General features: G+C 61.3%; 14 protein-coding genes and 1 other RNA gene. 12 read left to right on the top strand and 3 right to left on the bottom strand.

Annotated features, from left to right (window positions below; all coding sequences use genetic code 11):
• Positions 1 to 4 precede the first annotated feature (4 nt).
• Entirely contained in the window at positions 5 to 1,621 is a 1,617-nt protein-coding gene (locus PG883_RS16995; protein WP_270807418.1) for a carboxyl transferase domain-containing protein, read from the bottom strand.
• Entirely contained in the window at positions 1,618 to 2,766 is a 1,149-nt protein-coding gene (locus PG883_RS16990; RefSeq protein ID WP_210600243.1) for an isovaleryl-CoA dehydrogenase, read from the bottom strand. Before PG883_RS16990 ends, PG883_RS16995 begins: the two co-directional genes overlap by 4 nt.
• Before the next feature lie 256 nt (positions 2,767 to 3,022).
• Here PG883_RS16990 and PG883_RS16985 point away from each other — a divergent pair, with 256 nt between their 5' ends.
• From PG883_RS16985 to PG883_RS16940, 10 genes are all read left to right on the top strand, one after another.
• Positions 3,023 to 4,534: a CoA-acylating methylmalonate-semialdehyde dehydrogenase gene (locus PG883_RS16985; RefSeq protein WP_210600242.1), complete on the top strand. Its 1,512-nt coding sequence runs from the start codon at positions 3,023 to 3,025 to the stop codon at positions 4,532 to 4,534.
• 81 nt (positions 4,535 to 4,615) lie between these two features.
• A complete protein-coding gene (locus PG883_RS16980) occupies positions 4,616 to 5,773 on the top strand; it encodes an acyl-CoA dehydrogenase family protein (protein ID WP_210600241.1) in 1,158 nt (385 codons plus the stop codon).
• 118 nt (positions 5,774 to 5,891) lie between these two features.
• Positions 5,892 to 6,683 carry an enoyl-CoA hydratase gene (locus PG883_RS16975; RefSeq protein ID WP_041215244.1) on the top strand — a complete coding sequence of 264 codons (792 nt, stop codon included), beginning with the start codon at positions 5,892 to 5,894 and terminating at the stop codon, positions 6,681 to 6,683.
• A gap of 78 nt (positions 6,684 to 6,761) precedes the next feature.
• Positions 6,762 to 7,862, top strand: a complete 1,101-nt coding sequence (locus PG883_RS16970) for an enoyl-CoA hydratase/isomerase family protein (RefSeq protein ID WP_210600240.1) — start codon at positions 6,762 to 6,764, stop codon at positions 7,860 to 7,862.
• 27 nt (positions 7,863 to 7,889) lie between these two features.
• Positions 7,890 to 8,810: a 3-hydroxyisobutyrate dehydrogenase gene (mmsB, locus tag PG883_RS16965; protein WP_210600239.1), complete on the top strand. Its 921-nt coding sequence runs from the start codon at positions 7,890 to 7,892 to the stop codon at positions 8,808 to 8,810.
• Positions 8,811 to 8,881: 71 nt separating this feature from the next.
• Positions 8,882 to 9,643 carry an SDR family oxidoreductase gene (locus PG883_RS16960; RefSeq protein ID WP_103243199.1) on the top strand — a complete coding sequence of 254 codons (762 nt, stop codon included), beginning with the start codon at positions 8,882 to 8,884 and terminating at the stop codon, positions 9,641 to 9,643.
• A gap of 365 nt (positions 9,644 to 10,008) precedes the next feature.
• A complete protein-coding gene (gene arcD / locus PG883_RS16955) occupies positions 10,009 to 11,445 on the top strand; it encodes an arginine-ornithine antiporter (RefSeq protein ID WP_201957260.1) in 1,437 nt (478 codons plus the stop codon).
• Positions 11,446 to 11,536: 91 nt separating this feature from the next.
• Positions 11,537 to 12,325 (top strand): sulfite exporter TauE/SafE family protein, encoded by a 789-nt coding sequence (locus PG883_RS16950; protein ID WP_171864759.1) that lies wholly within the window; start codon positions 11,537 to 11,539, stop codon positions 12,323 to 12,325.
• A 102-nt stretch (positions 12,326 to 12,427) separates the two neighbouring features.
• Positions 12,428 to 12,524, top strand: an RNA gene (gene ffs / locus PG883_RS16945) — signal recognition particle sRNA small type.
• A gap of 84 nt (positions 12,525 to 12,608) precedes the next feature.
• Positions 12,609 to 13,748: a site-specific integrase gene (locus PG883_RS16940; protein WP_201997180.1), complete on the top strand. Its 1,140-nt coding sequence runs from the start codon at positions 12,609 to 12,611 to the stop codon at positions 13,746 to 13,748.
• Positions 13,749 to 13,944: 196 nt separating this feature from the next.
• On the opposite strand, the gene PG883_RS16935 is transcribed toward PG883_RS16940, so the two are convergent.
• On the bottom strand, positions 13,945 to 16,584 hold the full coding sequence (locus tag PG883_RS16935; RefSeq protein WP_270807417.1) for a phage/plasmid primase, P4 family: 2,640 nt from the start codon (positions 16,582 to 16,584) through the stop codon (positions 13,945 to 13,947).
• 592 nt (positions 16,585 to 17,176) lie between these two features.
• Between PG883_RS16935 and PG883_RS16930 the strand changes: the two genes are divergently transcribed.
• Positions 17,177 to 19,138 (top strand): type I restriction-modification system subunit M, encoded by a 1,962-nt coding sequence (locus PG883_RS16930; protein ID WP_270807416.1) that lies wholly within the window; start codon positions 17,177 to 17,179, stop codon positions 19,136 to 19,138.
• Entirely contained in the window at positions 19,135 to 20,289 is a 1,155-nt protein-coding gene (locus PG883_RS16925; protein WP_270807415.1) for a hypothetical protein, read from the top strand. The genes PG883_RS16930 and PG883_RS16925 overlap by 4 nt, the downstream gene beginning before the upstream one ends.
• Positions 20,290 to 20,383: the final 94 nt, after the last annotated feature.

Genomic DNA, 20,383 nt, shown 5'->3' with positions numbered 1-20,383 from the left:
CTCCTTACATCCGGAAGATGCCGTACTGCCCGGGGCCCGGCTCGGCCCCCTGGCAGGCCGCCAGCGCCAGGGCCAGCACGGTGCGGCTCTGGACCGGGTCGATGACGCCGTCATCCCACAGGCGAGCACTGGCGTAATAGGGGTGACCCTGGCGCTCGTACTGCGCTATCACCGGGGCGCGAATGGCGGCCGCCTCCGACTCGCCCAGAGTCTTGCCCTCGGCGGCCAGCTTGTCCCGGCGCACCTGCACCAGCACCCCGGCCGCCTGCTCGCCCCCCATGACGGAGATGCGGCTGTTGGGCCAGCTGAACAGAAAATCCGGTTCATGGGCGCGCCCGCACATGCCGTAGTTGCCGGCACCGAAGCTGCCGCCGACGATCAGGGTGATCTTGGGCACCCGGCTGCAGGCCACGGCGGTCACCAGCTTGGCGCCGTGCTTGGCGATCCCCTCTTTCTCCGCCGTACTCCCCACCATAAAGCCGGTGATGTTTTGCAGAAACAGCAGCGGGATCCCCCGCTGGTTGCAGAGCTGGATGAAGTGGGCCCCCTTCTGGGCGCTGTCGCTGTGCAGCACGCCGTTGTTGGCGAGGATCCCCACCTGCATGCCCTCAATGCGGGAAAAACCCGTCACCAAGGTAGTGCCGAACAACGCCTTGAATTCGTCAAACACAGAGCCATCCACCAGTCGGGCGATCAATTCTCGTGCGTCATAGGGGCGCTTGAGACTGGTGCCCACCAGGCCGTAGAGCTCCTCGATGGGGTAGTGCGGCTCATCATAGGAGGGAGCGGATGGGGCGGGTGACGCCGCCGTCTGGTTGTCACCCAGGTTGCTTACCAGGGTGCGGGTGATGGCCAGGGCATGGGCATCGTCCCGGGCCATGTGATCCGCCACCCCGGAGTGGACGCAGTGCACCTCGGCGCCGCCCAAGGCTTCTGCGCTGATCTCCTCACCGGTGGCGGCCTTGACCAGGGGCGGGCCCGCCAGAAAGAGGGTGGCCTGTTCCCTGACCATGATGGACTCGTCCGCCATGGCGGGCACGTAGGCACCCCCGGCGGTACAGAGCCCCATCACCACCGCCAGCTGGGGGATGCTCTGGGCCGACATGCGAGCCTGGTTGTAGAAGATGCGGCCAAAATGCTCCCGGTCGGGGAACACCTCGTCCTGCATGGGCAGGAAGGCGCCGCCGGAATCCACCAGATAGAGGCAGGGGAGGCGCAGCCGCTCGGCGATGGCCTGGGCGCGCAGATGTTTTTTCACCGTGAGGGGGTAGTAGGTGCCGCCCTTCACGGTGGCGTCATTCACCACCAGCATGCACAGGCGCCCCGAGACCCGGCCGATGCCGGTGAGGATGCCGGCGGCGGGCACCGGCTCGTCATAGACCTGCCAGCCAGCCAACGCCGACAGTTCGAGAAAGGGGGAACCCGGGTCCAGCAGCTGGTCGATGCGCTCCCGGGGCAGCAGCTTGCCACGGGCCTGGTGGCGGGCGTTGTTGGCCGCGCCCCCGCCCTGGGCTATCTCCTCCAGGCGGGTATTCAGATCGTCGACCAGTGCCTGCATGGCGGCCCGATTGGCCTCATAGTCGGGGCTCGCGGTGTCTAGGCGGGAGTGGATCCTGCTCATGCGCGCTCTCCCATCAGCTCGCGGCCGATGAGCCAGCGGCGGATCTCCGAGGTGCCGGCGCCGATTTCGTAGAGCTTGGCGTCCCGCAGCAGGCGGCCGGTGGGGTATTCGTTGATGTAGCCGTTGCCGCCGAGCAGCTGGATGGCATCGAGGGCCATCTGGGTGGCGTTCTCGGCAGCAAACAGGATGGCGGCGGCGCAATCCTTGCGGCTGGTGCGGCCCTGATCGCAGGCGCTCGCCACCGAATAGACCAGCGCCCGGCTGCTGGCGAGACGGGTATACATGTCGGCGAGCTTGCCCTGCACCAGCTGAAACTCGCCGATGGCCTGGCCGAACTGCTTGCGCTCGCGCACATAGGGGAGCACCACGTCCATGCTGGCCTGCATGATGCCAAGGGGCCCGGCCGCCAGCACCACCCGCTCGTAGTCCAGACCGCTCATCAGTACCTTGACCCCGCCGTTCAGGGGGCCCAGCAGGTTCTCCTGTGGCACTCGGCAGTTGTCGAACACCAGCTCGCAGGTACTGGATCCGCGCATGCCGAGCTTGTCAAGCTTCTGGGCGGTGGAAAAACCGGGAGTCCCCGCCTCGACGATAAAGGCGGAAATCCCTTTGGGCCCGGCGGCGGCATCGGTCTTGGCATAGATGACGAAGGTGTCGGCATCGGGCCCATTGGTGATCCACATCTTGTTGCCGTTCAGCACGAAGTGATCCCCCTCGCGCACCGCAGTGAGGCGCATGCTCACCACGTCGGAGCCGGCACCCGGCTCGCTCATGGCCAGCGCCCCCACGTGTTTGCCGCTGACGAGGGAGGGCAGATATCTCGCCTTCTGATCAGGGGTGCCGTGGCGGTGGATCTGGTTGATGCAGAGATTGGAGTGGGCGCCGTAGGAGAGGCCGACCGAGGCGCTGGCGCGGCTCACCTGCTCCATCACCAGCACATGGGCCAGATAGCCGAGGTTCACCCCGTCATACTCCTCCGCCACCGTGATGCCGTGCAGCCCCAGCTCACCCATGCGGGGCCAGAGATCCCGGGGGAAAGCGTTGCTCTGATCGATCTCGCTGGCGCGCGGTGCGATCACTTTCTGGCAGAAAGCCTCGACCTGTTCGGTCAGGGCTTGGAGGGTTTCATCCATCAGGGCATGCATCCGTGCTCTCCTTGGTGCAGTGGACTGCCGATTTCCCCTGCCATCAGGGTGATGACTGGTCAGTCCATTCGTGATTCAAGTTTACGTTAGCGTAAACGTAAATGAGTTGTTAGTCTAAGGTAAATTCGATGGCAGCCCGTCGCAAGGGCTACCCGGGTAGATGAGCGCAAGGAGTGAACAGGATGTGCAACAGCAACATGGATGTGGCCGGCCTGCAGTGGCCTGCCATCGCCTGCCAACGGGCTAGGAGGGGGGCATGAGCCAGCATCACACCCAGTACGGGGATCTGCCGCTCTACATCGGTGGCGAGGCGTGTCCGTCCGCAAGCGACGAGTGGATAGAGGTGACCGACCCGGCGGACCAGCATCTGCTGGCGCGGGTGCCGAAAGCTACCTCTGCGGAAATTGAGCTGGCGGTGCGCACCGCCCACGACGCCTACCTGCAGTGGCGGGAGGTGCCTCCCTCCGAGCGGGCTCGGGTGATGTTCAACTACCAGCATCTGTTGAAAGTGCATCACGACGAGCTGGCGACCCTGCTGGCCCAGGAAACCGGCAAGAACCTGGCGGATGCCAAGGGGGATGTGTGGCGCGGCATCGAGGTGGTGGAGCAGGCCTGTGCCATTGCCAGCCAGACCCTGGGGGAGACCATGGGCAACGTGGCGCGCCGGGTGGATGGCCACTCCTGGGTGCAGCCCCTCGGGGTCTGCGTCGGCATCACGCCGTTCAACTTTCCGGCCATGATCCCGCTCTGGATGTTCCCGCTGGCGGTGGCCTGCGGCAACGGCTTTGTGCTCAAGCCCTCCGAGCAGGATCCTCTCACCCCCATGCGCCTGGCCGAGCTGTTTACCGAGGCGGGGGCCCCCAGGGGCATTCTGTCGGTGGTGCATGGCGGCGCCGATCAGGTGGATGCGCTGCTGGCCCATCCCGATGTCAAGGCAGTCAGTTTCGTGGGCTCGGCCCGGGTCGGCGGTCACGTCTATCGCAGCGCCACGTCGCAGCTCAAGCGCGCCCAGTGTTTTGTCGGCGCCAAAAACCACATGGTGATCATGCCGGATGCCAACAAGGCGCAGGTGCTCGGCAACCTCGTGGGAGCCGGAGTCGGCGCCGCCGGTCAGCGCTGCATGGCCATCAGCGTGGCGGTGTTCGTGGGGAGCGCCAGGGAGTGGATCCCCGAGCTCGCCGCCGAGTTCGCCAAGGTGAAACCCGGCGTCTGGCACGACCCCGAGGCGGCTTATGGCCCCCTCATCAGCCCGGAGGCGAAAGTCAGGGTGGAGGGGCTTATCGAGGCGGGGATTGCCGAGGGAGCCGAGTGCCTGCTGGACGGCCGTTTTTGCGACGTACCCGGCTACCCGGTGGGCAACTGGGTGGGGCCGACCCTGTTTCGCGGCGTGACCCCCGAGATGCGCATCTACAAGGAGGAGATCTTCGGGCCCGTGCTGGCCTGCCTCGAGGTGGGGAGCCTGGATGAGGCGCTTGCCCTCATCAACGCCAACCCCTATGGCAACGGCACCTCCCTCTTCACCGGCTGTGGCGCCGCCGCCCGCAAGTTCCGCCACGAGGTGGCGGTGGGCCAGGTGGGGATCAACGTGCCCATCCCGGTGCCGCTGCCGTTCTTCTCTTTTACCGGCTGGCGCGGCTCCTTCTACGGGGATCTGCACGCCTACGGCAAACAGGCGGTGCGTTTTTACACCGAGACCAAGACGGTGACGGAGCGCTGGTTCGACGAAGACATTCCCAACGGCCCCAATATGACCATTCAGCTGCGCTGACGGCAGGGGTTGCCCACTTTGCCCGGGTGCCCCCATTGACAGCAACGGATCGACGGAACAAGTACAAAGGAAGCGAACAAGATGGATTTTACCCTGACCGAATCCCAACGGGCCTGTGTCGAGTCGGCCGGCGCCTTCGCCGATCTGGCGCTCAAACCCCATGCCGCGCGCTGGGACAGGGATCACGAATTCCCCATCCCCACCATCAAGCAGGCGGCGGCGCTGGGCCTGTGTGGCCTCTATACCCCGGAGCAGTATGACGGTCTGGGCCTGAACCGGCTCGATGCCAGCCTCATCTTCGAGCGCCTCGCCATGGGCTGCACCTCCACCACCGCCTATCTCACCATCCACAACATGGTGAGCTGGATGCTGGGCAGCTGGCTGCCTGCCGAGGTGGCCGAGGAGTGGGTACCCAGGCTCGCCAGCGGCGAGCTGCTGGGAGCCTACTGCCTCACCGAGCCAGGGGCGGGCTCCGACGCTGCGGCCCTCAAGACCCGCGCCGTGCGCGATGGCGAAGAATACCTCCTCGACGGCAGCAAGGTGTTCATCTCGGGCGCCGGCAGCACAGACGTGCTGGTGGTGATGGCCCGCACCGGTGGCGAGGGGGCCAAGGGGATCTCTGCCTTCATGGTACCGGCCCAGACCCCCGGCGTGAGCTACGGCAAGGCGGAGGAGAAGATGGGCTGGAACAGCCAGCCGACCCGGGAGGTGGACTTCAGCGCCGTGCGCATTCCCGCTCGCTTCCGGCTGGGGGAGGAGGGGGAAGGGTTCAAGTTCGCCATGCAGGCGCTCGATGGGGGGCGCATCAACATCGCCAGCTGTTCGCTGGGCACAGCTCAGCAGGCTCTCAACGATGCCCTGGCCCATGTGCAGCAGCGCCAGCAATTTGGACACCCGATCAGCGAATTCCAGAGCGTGCAGTTTCGCCTGGCCGACATGGCCACCGAGCTGGCCGCCGCCCGCCTGCTGGTGCGCCAGGCGGCCGCCAAACTCGATGAGGGCAGCCCGGACAAGAGTGCCTGGTGCGCCATGGCCAAGCGTTTTGCCACCGATGTGGGGCACCGCATCTGCGACGACGCCCTGCAACTCTTTGGCGGCTATGGTTATATCCGCGAGTATCCGCTTGAGCGCTATCTGCGCGACACCCGGGTGCACCGCATTCTGGAAGGGACGAATGAAGTGATGCGGCTCATCATCGCCCGCCGCCTGCTGGCCGACCCCGGCCTGTCGCTGGAATAGCGGGAGGGGCCTGCTCTGAGGACGCAGTCGGCACGTCCTCAGGCTTTGTGAGCCAGGTGCAGGTTGGCTCCATTCAACCCTGTCATCATGGGGCAGTTTTTTTGACAAGGACAACGCAATGACAAGGATCAGGCTCGAATATCACGGCCACGTGGCCTACATCACCCTCGATCACCCACCCGCCAACACCTGGACGCTCGCCAGCCTGAAAGCCTTCTTGCAGATGATGGTGGAGCTGGATGGTCGCCCCGACGTGGTGGCCCTGGTGATCCGCGGTGCCGGAGAGAAATTCTTCTGCGCCGGCGCCGATCTCAAGATGTTCGCCGACGGCAGCCTGGCGCATGCCCGCGAGGTGGCCGAGGCCTTTGGCCACGCCTTCGAGGCGCTGGCCCGCTTTCACGGGGTCAGCATCGCCGCCATCAACGGCTATGCCATGGGAGGGGGGCTCGAAGTCGCACTGGCCTGCGACATCCGAATCGCCGAGCAGCAGGCCAAGCTGGGGTTGCCGGAGGCCTCGGTGGGCTTGCTGCCCTGTGCCGGTGGCACCCAGCGCCTGACCGAGCTGGTGGGGCCGGGCTGGGCCAAGCGGATGATCCTCTGCGGCGAGAAAGTGAGCGCCACCCTGGCCTACGAGATGGGGCTGGTGGAGGAGGTGGTGACCGAGGGGCACGCCTGGGAGGCGGCGCAGCAGATGGCCCAGCTGGTGGAGCGCCAGAGCCCGAGCGCCCTGCGCGCCTGCAAACAGCTCATCAATCAGGGGCGAAGCACCCACAGGGACGCGGCGCTGCCGCTCGAGCGCAGCCTCTTTCTCGCCCTGTTTGACGATGCCAACCAGCGCGAAGGGGTGGCGGCCTTCCTCGAGAAGCGGGCCCCGCGCTGGCGTTACGACCAATCCAGGCCGAAAGAGTGAGGGAGTGAAGGATGAATGAGGTAATGATGGCGACCCGCCATGCCGCAGGGGCAGATACCCGGTCTGCGGGGGCCGACCATGACTGAGCCCGTGCGCATCGAGACCCTCCCCACGGCGGATGGCCGCCACATCGGCATGCTGACTCTGGACAGCCCCGCCTCCCTCAATGCCCTGAGCCTTGAGATGATCCAGTTGTTGCAGGGGGCGTTGACCCGCTGGGAGCAGGATCCGGCCATCGTCTGCGTGCTGTTGCAGGGGGCCGGCGAGAAGGCATTCTGCGCCGGTGGCGACATCCGCTCCTTTTATTACCGCAAGCAGGAGGGGAGCGAGTCGGCACTGTTTGGCTATGCCCGCGACTTCTTCGAACAGGAGTACCGGCTCGATCACCACATCCACTGCTACGGCAAGCCCCTTGTCTGCGTGGCGGACGGCATCTGCATGGGGGGCGGCATCGGTCTCTTTGCCGGGGCCGGGTTCCGGGTGGTGACCGAGAAGAGTCTGTTCGCCATGCCGGAGGTGACCATAGGCCTCTATCCGGACGTGGGGGCCAGCTGGTTTTTGAGTCGGATGCCGGGGCGGCTCGGGCTCTGGCTCGGCCTCACCGGTGCCCGCTTCAACGGAACGGACGCCATCGGCCTGGGGCTCGCGGATCATGCCATGGGGAGCCGCGAGCGGGCGGAGCTGCCGGCGCGCCTCGCCGCCCTCGACTGGTCCGCAGGCGACCCCTGCGAGCAGATCGAGGCGCTGCTCACCGATTTGCAGGAGGCCCCTGGTCAGGCATTGCCGCCTCCCGTACTGCTGCCCCACCAGGCCCGCATCGATGCGCTGTTGACCGGCCGCTCCCTGCAAGGGGTGCTGGCACGCCTCGAGGACGCCGAGCTGGACGAACCGGCGCTGACTCAGGGGCGGGAGACCTGCCTTCGCGGCAGCCCCATCAGCCGCGCCATTCTCTGGCGCCAGTTCTGGCAGGCACGGCGCCAGTCCCTGGCCGAGGTGTTTGCCGACGAGCTGACCCTCTCGGTCAACTGCGTGCTCAGAGGGGATTTTGTGGAAGGGGTGCGGGCTCTGCTCATCGACAAGGACAAATCCCCCCGCTGGCAGGCCCCGCAGACGGGCGAGGCCTGGCTGGATGCCTTCTATCGCTGGCCCGAGGGGGACAACCCCTTGCGCCTCCGCTGACGCGGGATCACACACAAGGAGCACACCATGACAAGGATTGGGTTTATCGGGCTTGGCAACATGGGGGGCCCCATGGCCGCCAACCTGGCCAGGGCGGGGCACAGGGTGCAGGTGTTTGATCTGGTGCCCGAGAGCCTGACCCGCGCCATCGAGGCCGACTGCCTCGCCACCGGCAATGCCCGGGAAGCGGTGAGCGGCTGCGAGCTGGTCATCAGCATGCTGCCAGCGGGCGAGCACGTGCGCAGTCTCTGGCTGGGGGAGAGTGCCGGTGAGCGGGGCGGCCAGGATCTGCTGACGGCCCTGTCGCCCGGTGCCCTGGTCATCGACTGCTCCACCATAGACGTGGCCTCGGCCCGTCAGGTGGGGGCGGCGGCGCAGGCGCGCGGCATCCGTTTTCTCGATGCACCCGTCTCGGGGGGCGTGGCTGGCGCGGCGGCGGGCACGCTCACTTTCATCGTCGGCGGCGAACAAGCGGATTTTGAAGCGGCCAGACCCGTGCTCGCCTGCATGGGGCATAACCTGTTTCACGCCGGTGCCCTCGGCGCGGGCCAGATCGCCAAGATGTGCAACAACATGCTGCTCGCCATCCACATGGCCGGCACCGCCGAGGCGCTGGCGCTCGGGGTCAAGGAGGGGCTGGATCCCGCCGTGCTCTCCACCATCATGGGCAAGAGTTCGGGCAACAACTGGAGCCTGGAGCGCTACAACCCCTGGCCCGGGGTGATGGAGAACGTCCCGGCATCCCGTGGGTATACAGGGGGCTTTATGACCCGGCTGATGGTCAAGGATTTGGGGCTCGCCATGGCGTTGGCGGAACATGCCCACAGCGCCGTGCCCATGGGGGCCCTGGCCCGCAACCTCTTCAACCTGCACGCGAGCCTGGGCCAGGAGAACAAGGATTTTTCCAGCATCCTCGAGCTCTATCGGGACAAGACAGCGCCGGGTTAAGGGCCGCTATCTACCTTTTTACCCGATAGTCTTTGACTCGACAGTCACCGGCCATCTCACCAGGAGCATTTATGGATATCACACGGAAAGTCATTGCGATCACGGGGGCGGGCAGGGGGCTCGGGCGCGCCATCGCCCTGAGTCTGGCGGAGCAAGGTGCCGTGCTTGCACTCATCGACGTCAACCGCACCGATCTGGAGGTGACCGAGGCGGAGGTGCGCAGCCGTGACGGCCGCTGCGCCCTGTTCGTCTGCAACGTGGCAAGCGAGCCGGAGGTCGAGGCGACCTTCGCCGCCATCAAGGATCAGTTGGGGGCCCTGCACGGCCTCGTCAACTGTGCCGGCATCCTGCGCGACGGCATGCTGATCAAGGTGAAGGAGGGGGCACTGACGGAGAAGATGAGCCTGGCCCAGTGGCAGAGTGTCATCGACGTCAATCTCACCGGCACCTTCCTGTGCGGGCGCGAGGGGGCGGCGCTGATGGCCACCGGCGGGGAGGGGGGCGTCATCATCAACATCTCCTCCATCGCCCGGGCCGGCAACATGGGCCAGAGCAACTATGCCGCCAGCAAGGCGGGGGTGGCCTCTCTGGTTGTCACCTGGGGGAAGGAGCTGGCCCGTCACGGCATCCGGGTGATGGGCATCGCCCCCGGCGTCTTTGCCACCGATATGACGGCGGCGATGAAACCCGAAGCCATGGCCCGCATGCAGCAGGCCATCCCGGTGGGCACCCTGGGGCAGGCGGCGCAGCTGGCCCAGACGGTGCAGTTCATCCTTGCCAACGACTATCTGTCCGGGCGGATGATCGAGCTGGACGGCGGCTTGAGGCTCTAGTCCCCCCTGCATATACCCTCTCTGACGCCCCTCCTGCAGGGGCGTTTTTGCAGAGGAAAGGCCCCAGAGCAAGGGTGCATAGCCATGCAGGTCCGCTTTTTGAAAAGCGGGGCGACATCATGAAAAGTCGTGAAATATCAACGGGTCTTTCTTAATTTGAACCAGCTCACAGGCACTCCGGGTCAGTGCTGTAAAATTGCGCGCGGTCAAGGCGGCTCATGATTGACGGCAAGAGGGATTGCGGCCGGAATAGTCATGCAATATAGTTGCCGCCTTTTTCACGGGGTACGGATTTCTAGCCCCTCCCATGTCGCGCGCTGTATGAATACGGATGCTCAGCCGCCGCCTAATAAAACAGGTTTGAGATGGACAAGAAACTGGGGCTGGGTGCCCTCATTTCGCTGGTGATCGGCTCCATGGTCGGTGCCGGGGTTTTCAGTCTGCCGCAAAACATCGCAGCGCACGCCAGTGCCGGGGCCGTCGCCCTGGGATGGGCCATCACGGGGATCGGCATGATCTGCCTCGCCCTGGTCTACCAGAATCTCTCCATGCGTCGACCGGATCTCGATGGCGGCATCTTCAGCTACGCCAAGGCGGGGTTCGGGGATTTCGTCGGCTTCAACGCCGCCTGGGGTTACTGGCTGTGCCAGCTGCTGGCCAACGTCTCCTACGCCATCGTGGTGTTCAGTGCGCTGAGCTATTTCTTCGACACGCCGGACAATGTCATCTTCGGTGACGGCAACACCCCGGTCGCCATCACGCTCGCCTCCCTGCTCATCTGGTCGGTGCATGCCCTGGTGCTGCGCGGCATCCAGGTGGCGGCGCTGGTGAACATCGTCACCACCATCGCCAAGATGGTGCCCCTCATCGTCTTCTGTGTAGCCATCCTGCTCGCTTTCAACATGGAGACCTTCACCCTGGATCTCTGGGGGCAGGGGAGTCCCGAGCTCGGCTCCGTGATGGATCAGGTCAAGTCCACCATGAAGGTGACCCTCTGGGTCTTCATCGGCATCGAGGGGGCCGTGGTGGTCTCCGCCCGTGCCCGCCATCGCAAGGACGTGGGCCGCGCCACCGTGCTGGCGCTGCTCGGCGCCCTGGCGCTCTACGTCATGGTGACCCTGTTCTCCCTGGGGGTCATGAACCAGCCGCAACTGGCGGCCCTCAAGAACCCCTCCACCGCCATGATCCTGGAAGCCGTGGTCGGCCCCTGGGGCGCCTGGCTCATCAACATCGGCCTGGTGATCTCGGTGATGGGGGCCCTGCTGAGCTGGACCGTGCTGGCGGCGGAAGTGCCCTACATAGCTGGCAAGACCGGGGTCTTCCCGGCCTGGTTCGCCAAGGAGAACAAGAACGGTTCCCCCAAGGTGTCGCTCTGGTGCTCCACCTGCCTGGTGCAGACCTTCCTCATCATCATCTACTTCCAGAACAGCACCTACCTGGCGCTGGTGAACATCGCCACCTCGGCGGCCCTGGTGCCCTATGTCTTCTCCGGTGCTTACGGTCTCAAGCTGGCGTTGAAAGGGGAGACCTACGCGGACCAGCCCCATCAGCGCAAGCGCGACCTGCTGCTGGCCCTGGTGGCCACCGTCTATGGCTGCTGGCTGGTCTATGCCGCCGGAGTGGAGTACCTCTTGCTGGTGGCGCTGCTCTACAGCCCGGGGATCTTCATCTACTGGAAGGCGCGCCAGCACCACGGCCTGCGCAGCCTCAACCGGCTGGAGCAGGGGATGACGGCAGCCCTGCTCGGTTGCGCCGTGCTGGCGTTCTACAAGGTGATGGACGGTACCATTCCCCTGCATTAATCGGCACAATAAAGAGATGGCAAGATGCCATCTCTTTTTTATGGATAATGGCGGTCAAGTTGACCGCTGTTTCGTTATTGAAGGAATGTTTATGCTGTTTGTGGGCTATCTGGTGTTGGGCGCCTTCGCGGGCATGCTGGCCGGGCTGTTCGGTATCGGCGGCGGACTCATCATCGTCCCCGTGCTGGTCCTGAGTTTTCACGCACAGGACGTGGCGCCGGAGATCATCACCCATCTGGCCCTCGGCACCTCGCTGCCCACCATGATCTTCACCGGTTTCAGCTCCCTGCGTGCGCACCAGGAGGCCGGGGCGGTGGACTGGGGAATGATTCGGCGCCTGGGCGCCGGCATGCTGGTCGGTGCCTGGCTCGGCGGCATGACCGCCAACCTGCTGAGCGCCAGCACCCTCAACATCATCATAGGCTGCTTCGCCTGGACCATGGCCCTGCAGATGGGGCTCAATTTGAGGCCAAAAGCGGAGCGACACATGCCGGGCCCCCTTGGTACCGGGATCGCGGGCACCGTCATCGGCTGGATGTCGGCCTTGTTCGGCATCGGTGGCGGCTCGCTGACCGTGCCTTACCTCACCTGGAATTCGGTGCCCATGCGCAACGCCGTGGCCGCCTCCGCCGCCTGCAGCATGCCCATCGCCCTGGCAGGCAGCCTCAGCTACCTCTATGCCGGTTGGGGAGACGCCGATCTGCCCGAGTGGAGCGTCGGATTCATCTATCTGCCAGCCCTGCTTGGCATCGTGCTCACCAGCACCCAGTTTGCCCGTCTGGGCGCCAGACTGGCACACCGAATGTCACCCCGGCGGCTCAAGCAGGCCTTTGCCCTGCTCATGTTGCTGGTGGGTGCCAAATTCATGCTCTTTAGCTGAACCCTTGGCCAGATTGTTGAAAAATAAGGCGAACGGCTCGTGATGCGGTAGAAAGCCATTGCATTGAGGGGCCAGTTTGCCTATTCTCCTCGCCGGTGGTCCTATTGGTCCTCTCGCATTGATAACCCGTCGACCTGGTCAGGACCGGAAGGTAGCAGCCAAGGCGGGGGACTCGAGTGCCGGGATGTGGCTGGTAGGGCCACCACCTGTTTCTGAAATTCAATAAGTTAGCTTCCTAAAGCCCTTGGTCATCCACTTTGTGTGGACGACGAGGAGCTCATCGATGAATCTCTGGCTCAGTCCCCACGGCATCTGGTATTACCGGAAAGTCACCACGCTCCCCTGTGGTCGTCGTAAAGAGATCAAAAAATCCCTGCATACCCGAGACAAGCTGACGGCCCGTGCAGCTGTTGCGAAGCTGCTTGCCTGTGTGCGTTCCAGACCCAAGCCCATTCGGTTGCCTGCAGACGTCAATGTTGCCCCACATGAGCAATCAGTAGCCCAGCCGATGACTCCGGCGGCCAAACCGCTTGCTCCGCTGTTGTCGGTCTTGAGTGACCGCTATCTGAAAGAGAAGGCCCTCTCCTGGGCACCGAAAGAGCTCAGCAACCAGAAGAACTACATCGGCTGCTTCATCAAGGCGCTGGGTGATAGACCGGCTGCTGACTATGCGAAAGCGGATGTGGTCAAGTTCAAGGAGGACCTGCTGAACTCCGGCAAGAGTCCGACCACCATCAACAAGTATCTGCAGAAGCTCTCTCTGCTGTTTAACTGGCTGGCTAACCATCAGGATGGGGTCATCAACCATTTCGCCGGATTGAAGCTACAGCGAGCCAAAGAGGTGAACTCACGAAGTGGGTACACAGCGGAAGAACGTCGCAAGTTTATCGGGTGGGCTAAGCAGCAAGAGCCCCACCGTAGGTGGATTGCTCTGCTGGGGCTGTTCACCGGGGCTCGTGCCAATGAGATCTGCCAGTTGTACGCAGATGATGTGCAACAGGTTGACGGTATATGGTGCCTGAATATTCGCAGTGGACGGCCAGACCAGAAACTCAAGACGGCCAACAGTGCTCGTCTCGTTCCTATCCATCGACACCTCATCCAGAGCGGTTTCATCGAGTTTGTGAAGGAGAGGATAGGGGGACGCCTCTTCCCTGAACTGCCACATCGCCAGGATGGATACAGCCACCTGTGGGGGCAGTGGTTTAGTCGCCATCGCCCCGTCGACAAGGACTTCCACAGCCTGCGGCATACCGTGGGGACAACACTCAAAGGTCACGGAGTGCCATTGCAGTATGCGGCGGCGATCTTGGGCCACACCAACGGGGCGATCAGCTATGACCGATATGGAGGGGATGTCTCGCTGGAGAAGCTCAAAGAGGTGATAGAGGCGGCCCTTTCATCCTTTGCTGATGCCGGATAAAGGGAGGGATGGGTCTGCCGAGATGCTGAAATTTTGGCATTTTTAAGAACTTTTTCTACGAGATTTCATACAGGAAAAGTTCTATAAAATGCTGAAATTTCGGCAGATTGACTGCTTGGTTTGGGCCCTTTGCTTTTGTTGGCGGGCTAAACGGGAAAATCTAAAACGGCAGAGGGGCCCGCAGGCCCCCCATTCGTCATACTGTGTAGTTCGCTCCTGTTTCCGGCTGCTCCCTACGGACTGAGACCGTCATGTCAGCCATCTCGCTATCGAGCAGGGTCAACCCGATGATGGTGTCATTGCTCTTATAGCGGGGGATCAGATAGCCCTTTTCTAACAGCTTCTTCTTGAGGGCCAGCCTCTTCATGACCCATTCACCGTTCTGCTGTGCCCAGCGGCTGTAGACTGCGTAGACCTCGCTCATGAGCTCTTTGGCCCCTGCTCTGGCCTGGGTGCACTCATCAAGGAAGCAGCCGACCATATCCGACTCGGCACGGTAGGTCTCGACATCCTGCTTGAGGCGAGCAGGAATCGATGCCTTGAGTCTCTGCTCTTGCCACATCTGGCAGCCCTGGATGGCCCAATTCAGAATGCCGGGCATCTCGGCCCGCAGCTTCTCCATCAGCATGGGGTCCAGCTGTGCCTTCGTAAAGGAGGCATTGAAGGGCAGCATCAGCATCCGACGCCACATGCCATTGCTGGTATCGCGGATCTCGGGCTTGTGGTTGCCCACCATCACCAGAGAGAAGGATGGGCGGAACTCCATCTCCTTCTTGGCGTAGGGAGCACGAGCGACAATTACGTCATCCCCCGTCATGGCCTTCACCAAGTTCTCATCCATACGGGCCCCCTCTGGCAGCTCGTTGGCGACCACCAGACGTGCATCCACCAGCTTGGTCAGTGACGGGTTCGGACCGGTATTGCCGTTGCGGTTGAACAGCAAGACGTTACTGCTGATCTGCCGACTGAACTCTCCCAGCAACTGCTGAATGACCGACATGAAGGTACTCTTGCCGTTGCAGCCGCCTCCGTAGAGGAAGAACAGGAGTTGTTCATCGGTACGGCCGGTGATCCAGTAGCCCACACAACGTTGCAGGAAGGCAACGTACTCGGCATTACCACAGCAGATCTCGTCGATGAACTGCTCCCATCGTGGGCAGGTGGCGGTCGGGTCATAGGCCACTGGGCTATGGTGAGTCATCATGAATGCCCGTCTCGGAGCCAACAGGCGGCCCGACTTCAGGTCGATGACACCATTGGCCGTGCCCAACAGCATCGGGTTGGCGTTCAACTCGTGCAGTCTTGCCGTCATCATCGGCTTGGCCAGCTCCAGCATGTTTTGAATGCCAGCCCGGTTAAGGCTACTTGAGCCGTGTCTGAGCACTGCATAGGCCCAAGACAGCTCCTCTTTCTTGCACGCCTGCTTGATCAACATCTGCCCGATTTCCTGGATCTCTTTGCCCACGGTTTGAGCAAGGATCATGGGCGTCAAGTCATTCTGGGTCCAGTGCGTACCATCGAAGTGGATGAAGCCACCTAACTCAGGGACGAACTTCAGGTTATGCCCGTGCATCTGCACGAACCGTTCGGCGTTGGCCGAATCGTTGAGCTCGTTTTCAAAGATGGCTGTACGTGGCAGGACCTTGACGACTTCCAGATGCTGATCATCGTCCTGAACGGCTTCGGCTTCGGCTTCGGCTTCGGCTTCGGCCACAGGCTCAACCAGGGTGAATGCCGCCACCAGCTCGGTCAGAGGCAAGGGGTTGTCGCCATGCAGGTATTCGTCGATGTCCTTCACGCAATCTGGCAGCTTGACTTGGGTCAGCTTGAGGCCCAGCCGAGCCATCTTTGAGCGGTACTTGTCGCCCGCGTCATCAGTGTCGAAGAAGGTCACGACGTCACGTTCAGTCAGCTCACGCTTCAGCCAATCCAATTGGGTCTGTGACAGCGTGCCAATGGTCGCCAGCACAGGGCCCGGCCAACCGACATCTACTAGTGACAGGCGGTCATTCTCTCCTTCTACCAGGGCGACAGGACCTGGAGCATTCAGACACTCTTCCCCGTAGAACTGCACCCCGTTAAGCCAATGACGGCTCGGCAGTTGGTACGGTTGACCCTTATTTGGGTCCTTGAAGGTGAAGCGGCTGACTTGTCCGTTGCGGTCGAAGTGCGGGAACACATAGACGCCACTCGGGAAGAAGTCGCGAAGCTGGTCAGGTGCATCCTTGCGAGGCTTGACCAGACCGGAGGCCAGCCGTTCCTCTTGGCTGAACCCTGCATCCTTCAGTGCCTTGTTCAGGCCACCGGAGAAGCCGATATCCAACCCCACCAACACCTCCTCAGAGTGGCCACGCCGCTCCATCAGTTCGTCTACATCCAGACGGGACTGATAGTGACTAGCTGCGAGATTGAAGAGTTCTTGCAGGCGAGCAGGTGGGGCCGTGTAGATCGGCTGCTCCAGCTTCACCACTTTGCGAACGGTTGGGGCGACTGACAGCTCGCCCAGCAGGAGCAAGCGGGCTGCATCAGCAGGGCTACGGGCTTTGTCGCACTTGACGACTAGATCGAGCACATCCCCATGTTCATCACAGCTAAAGCACTTAAACCTATCGTCGTCAGGGTAGAGGGTGAAGCAATCATTATGGCCGCACAGTGGGCAACTGGCATCATCCAGTCGATAGGTGTTGGAGCCGACTTTCTTGACGTCTTGCCCGGTCAGGGCCGAGGCGACATCCATAATGGGGAACTGCTCTTTGATGGCAGCAAAGTCGATAGTCAGGGAGTGGCCAGCATCGGCCAGGGGAAATTCAAGGTCAAATTGAGTGGATTGAGACATGGTGTCTCTCCTCTTAGAGGACCGCTGCTGTGGAACTAAAATTAGGTTGTGTGTGTTCCAAGCGGCGGTAATCAGGTCGGGTAACAGCGCCCCCCGTGGGCCTATGGCGTGAGCCAAGGTGCGATGTGCGGGGGCGTCTGCCCGCCGACAACCCCGACTATACGGATCGGCAGAAGCAATACAACCCCTCTTTTTTCCTCCCCAAGGTCCCATTTCGAGTTTTCGTTGTGAACAACGCAAAAACGGCTATTCATGAAATATTCTAATGATTGACAACAGGTGATGTAGTGACATTCCTTGCTAAGTTGATAGCTGGCCTCCGCCCCGCCAAATAGGTGGGATATGAGGTCTGCCGATCTGCTGAAATTTTGGCAGATTTAAGAACTTTTTCTACGAAGTCTCACACAGAAAAAGTTCTATAAAATGCTGAAATTTCCGCAGATTGAGCACCCTAATTGGCCCTTTTGCCCTTGTTGGTGGGCCAAACGGGAAAATCAAAAACGGCAGATTTACGCAGCCTGCTCCGAGGCCACGACTGGAGGCCAGATGCTGTGATAGGATCACGCTATTTCGAGCGTCCCACGGGGTTTCCATGACAACCAATATCTCCTCCCTTGCCAATCTCATCTGGTCGGTGGCTGACCTCCTGCGAGGTGATTTCAAGCAGTCCCAGTATGGCCGCATCATCCTGCCCTTCACCGTGTTACGTCGTCTTGAGTGCGTGCTGGCCCCGAGCCGTGACAAGGTGCTGGCCACCGCAGAGAGCACCAAGGCCATGCCCGAGCTGGCCCGCCATAAGTTGTTGCTGAATGCCGCCGGACAGAGCTTCTACAACACCGCCAAGCTCACCCTCGACAACCTTGGCGAGAAGCAGATTGGCGACAACCTGGATGCCTATGTGCGGGGCTTTTCCCGTGAGGCATTCGAGGTGTTCGAGCACTTCAACTTCGCCGCCAGCATCGATCTGCTGGAAGATGCCGACCTGCTTTACAAGGTGGTCCGCAACTTCGCCAACGTCGATCTCTCCCCTGAGACCGTAGACAACTACCACATGGGTCTGGTGTTCGAGGAGCTGATCCGCAAGTTTGCCGAGAGCTCCAACGAGACCGCCGGTGAGCACTTCACCCCCCGTGACATCGTGAGGCTCACCACCTCGCTGGTGTTTGCGGCTGATGACGAGGCTCTGACCACCGCGGGCGTGGTGCGGACCATCTATGACCCCACGGCGGGCACCGGTGGTTTTCTCTCCTGCGGCATGGAGTATCTGCACGAGCTGAACCCGGCGGCACGTCTCGCCACCTTTGGTCAGGAGCTCAACCCCGAGTCGTTTGCCATCTGCAAGGCCGACATGCTGATCAAGGGGCAAGACATCAGCAACATCAAGCTCGGCAACACCCTCTCCGATGACCAGTTGCCCTTGGACAAGTTTGACTACTGCCTCTCCAACCCACCATTCGGAGTGGACTGGAAGAAGGTCGAGAAGCAAGTGCGGGACGAACACCTGCTAAAGGGCCACAGCGGCCGCTTCGGGGCAGGTCTGCCCCGTGTCTCTGACGGCTCACTCTTGTTCCTGCAACATCTGATCGCCAAGATGAAGCCGGAGGGTGCCCGGATCGGCATCATCCTCAACGGCTCCCCGCTCTTTACCGGTGGAGCGGGCAGCGGCGAGAGCGAGATCCGCCGCTACATTCTGGAACACGACCTGCTCGATACCCTGGTGGCCCTGCCCACCGACATGTTCTACAACACCGGCATCGCCACCTATATCTGGGTGCTGTCGAACCACAAACCGGCCGAGCGTAAGGGCAAGGTGCTGCTGATCAACGCCAGCGACATGCACAGCCCCATGCGTAAGTCGTTGGGCTCCAAGCGTAAGCAACTGAGCGACGAAGCCATTGAGCAAATCGTCCGCCTCGCCAGCCGTTATGAAGAAGGGCCCATCGCCAAGATCTTCCCCACCACCGCCTTCGGTTATCGCCGTATCACGGTGGAGCGGCCGCTGAAACTGGCGTTCTATCCGCAGGATGCCGAGCGCCTTGCCAGCCTCACTGCCGATAAGGGTTGGGCCAAGCTCGATGGCTCCCTGCAGTCTGCCATTCTGACTGCCGTGGGCCAGTTCGCTGAGGCCAAGTTGCTCTCTCGCGACAAATTCAAAAAGCAGCTGACCAAACTGCTGGGTGAGGTCAAGCTGCCTGCTCCGGCCTTTAAGCTGCTGGTGAACCATCTGGCTGAGCAGGACGATGCCGCCGAGGTGTGTAAAGCCAAAGGCGAGCCGGAAGCCAACCCGGATCTGCGGGATAACGAAAATGTGCCGCTAGGGGAAGACATTTACGAATATCTGCAGCGTGAGGTACTGCCCCATGTGCCGGATGCCTGGATCGACACCAGTAAAACCGACCCGCTCGATGGTCAGGTCGGCATCGTTGGCTACGAGATCCCCTTTAACCGCCACTTCTACCAGTACCAGCCGCCCCGGGAGCTAGCAGCGATTGATGCTGATCTCGATGCGGTCGCCAAGGAGATTATGCAGCTGCTGGCGGAGGTGCATTCATGAGCGAAGTCGTTGCTACTGCTCAGCAAGGGCTGGCAGGTAATTATCACCCCTATCCGGAATATAAGGATTCGGGAGTGGAGTGGTTGGACACAGTTCCAAGCCATTGGGATGCTAAGCGCCTTGGCCAGTTTCTTTTCGAACGTAGGGAAAAGGTAAGTGATAAAGACTATGCCGCACTTTCGGTTACAAAAAATGGGATTTTGCCTCAGTTAGATACAGCGGCTAAAAGTGATGCCGGTGATAATCGAAAACTGGTGAAAGCCGGTGACTTTGTGATCAACAGTCGTTCCGACAGAAAGGGATCTTCAGGGATTTCTGAGCGTGATGGTTCAGTATCTCTAATCAGTATTGTGATGGAGCCAAAAGGGATAAACCATCGATACATCCATCACTTACTGAGAAGCTATCCATTTCAAGAGGAATTTTATCGATGGGGGAAAGGGATCGTCGCTGACCTGTGGAGCACTAACTACAGCGAGATGAAAAATATTATCTTGCCTATACCCACAGATACTGAGCAACGCACCATAGCCGCCTTCCTCGACTACGAAACAGCTCGGATAGACCGGCTGATTGCCCAGCAGCAGCGGCTGATCGAACTGCTCAAAGAGAAGCGGCAGGCAGTGATCTCCCACGCCGTCACCAAGGGCCTCAACCCCGATGTCCCCATGAAAGACTCCGGCGTCGAGTGGCTCGGCCAAGTGCCGAAGCATTGGGTTGTCTGCAAAATTAAAAATCTTGCTGCTGTTATATCAAAAGGCACCACACCGAGCACAATTGGAGCTGAATTTATAGATGAAGGCGTTAGATTTTTAAAGGCAGAAAATATCGGGAAATCAAATATTGTAAGCATTGACCCAGAGTTTTTCATTTCTGAAGATGTTGATAGGCAAATATCAAGAAGCCAGTTAAAAGAAAATGATGTTCTTGTTATTATTGCTGGCGCAACGACTGGGCTTGCATCTGTTTTGCAAAAGGAATTACTTCCAGCGAATACAAATCAAGCAGTTAGCTTTATACGATTGTTTGAGCCATTGCACTCTAAATGGGTTCTACATTGGTTATCAACAACGCCTGTGCAAAAAACAATCTGGATGGGGGCTGTTCAGGCAGCGCAACCAAATCTTTCGATGGAACGCGAATTCAGATAATAACTGCAACACCCATGGTGCATAGGAGAGAAGAGGCCAACTGCCGGTTCTGGTACGCTTCTTCTCGCCAAAGAAACAAAGCGGAACACCATGA

Source organism: Aeromonas sp. QDB25 (assembly GCF_027707725.1).
Classification (GTDB): Bacteria; Pseudomonadota; Gammaproteobacteria; order Enterobacterales; family Aeromonadaceae; genus Aeromonas; species Aeromonas caviae.
Note: the sequence above shows the minus strand (reverse complement) of the source record. Positions and strands in the feature narration are given on the sequence as shown.

Bases quoted from the DNA above. Each gene is read 5' to 3' on its own strand.
- PG883_RS16990 (WP_210600243.1), bottom strand. From the start codon at position 2,766: ATGCATGCCCTGATGGATGAAACCCTCCAAGCCCTGACCGAACAGGTC.
- PG883_RS16925 (WP_270807415.1), top strand. From the start codon at position 19,135: ATGAGCGAAGTCGTTGCTACTGCTCAGCAAGGGCTGGCAGGTAATTAT.
- PG883_RS16985 (WP_210600242.1), top strand. From the start codon at position 3,023: ATGAGCCAGCATCACACCCAGTACGGGGATCTGCCGCTCTACATCGGT.
- PG883_RS16995 (WP_270807418.1), bottom strand. From the start codon at position 1,621: ATGAGCAGGATCCACTCCCGCCTAGACACCGCGAGCCCCGACTATGAG.
- mmsB (WP_210600239.1), top strand. From the start codon at position 7,890: ATGACAAGGATTGGGTTTATCGGGCTTGGCAACATGGGGGGCCCCATG.
- PG883_RS16940 (WP_201997180.1), top strand. From the start codon at position 12,609: ATGAATCTCTGGCTCAGTCCCCACGGCATCTGGTATTACCGGAAAGTC.
- PG883_RS16935 (WP_270807417.1), bottom strand. From the start codon at position 16,584: ATGTCTCAATCCACTCAATTTGACCTTGAATTTCCCCTGGCCGATGCT.
- PG883_RS16975 (WP_041215244.1), top strand. From the start codon at position 5,892: ATGACAAGGATCAGGCTCGAATATCACGGCCACGTGGCCTACATCACC.
- PG883_RS16970 (WP_210600240.1), top strand. From the start codon at position 6,762: ATGACTGAGCCCGTGCGCATCGAGACCCTCCCCACGGCGGATGGCCGC.
- PG883_RS16960 (WP_103243199.1), top strand. From the start codon at position 8,882: ATGGATATCACACGGAAAGTCATTGCGATCACGGGGGCGGGCAGGGGG.
- PG883_RS16980 (WP_210600241.1), top strand. From the start codon at position 4,616: ATGGATTTTACCCTGACCGAATCCCAACGGGCCTGTGTCGAGTCGGCC.
- PG883_RS16930 (WP_270807416.1), top strand. From the start codon at position 17,177: ATGACAACCAATATCTCCTCCCTTGCCAATCTCATCTGGTCGGTGGCT.
- arcD (WP_201957260.1), top strand. From the start codon at position 10,009: ATGGACAAGAAACTGGGGCTGGGTGCCCTCATTTCGCTGGTGATCGGC.
- PG883_RS16950 (WP_171864759.1), top strand. From the start codon at position 11,537: ATGCTGTTTGTGGGCTATCTGGTGTTGGGCGCCTTCGCGGGCATGCTG.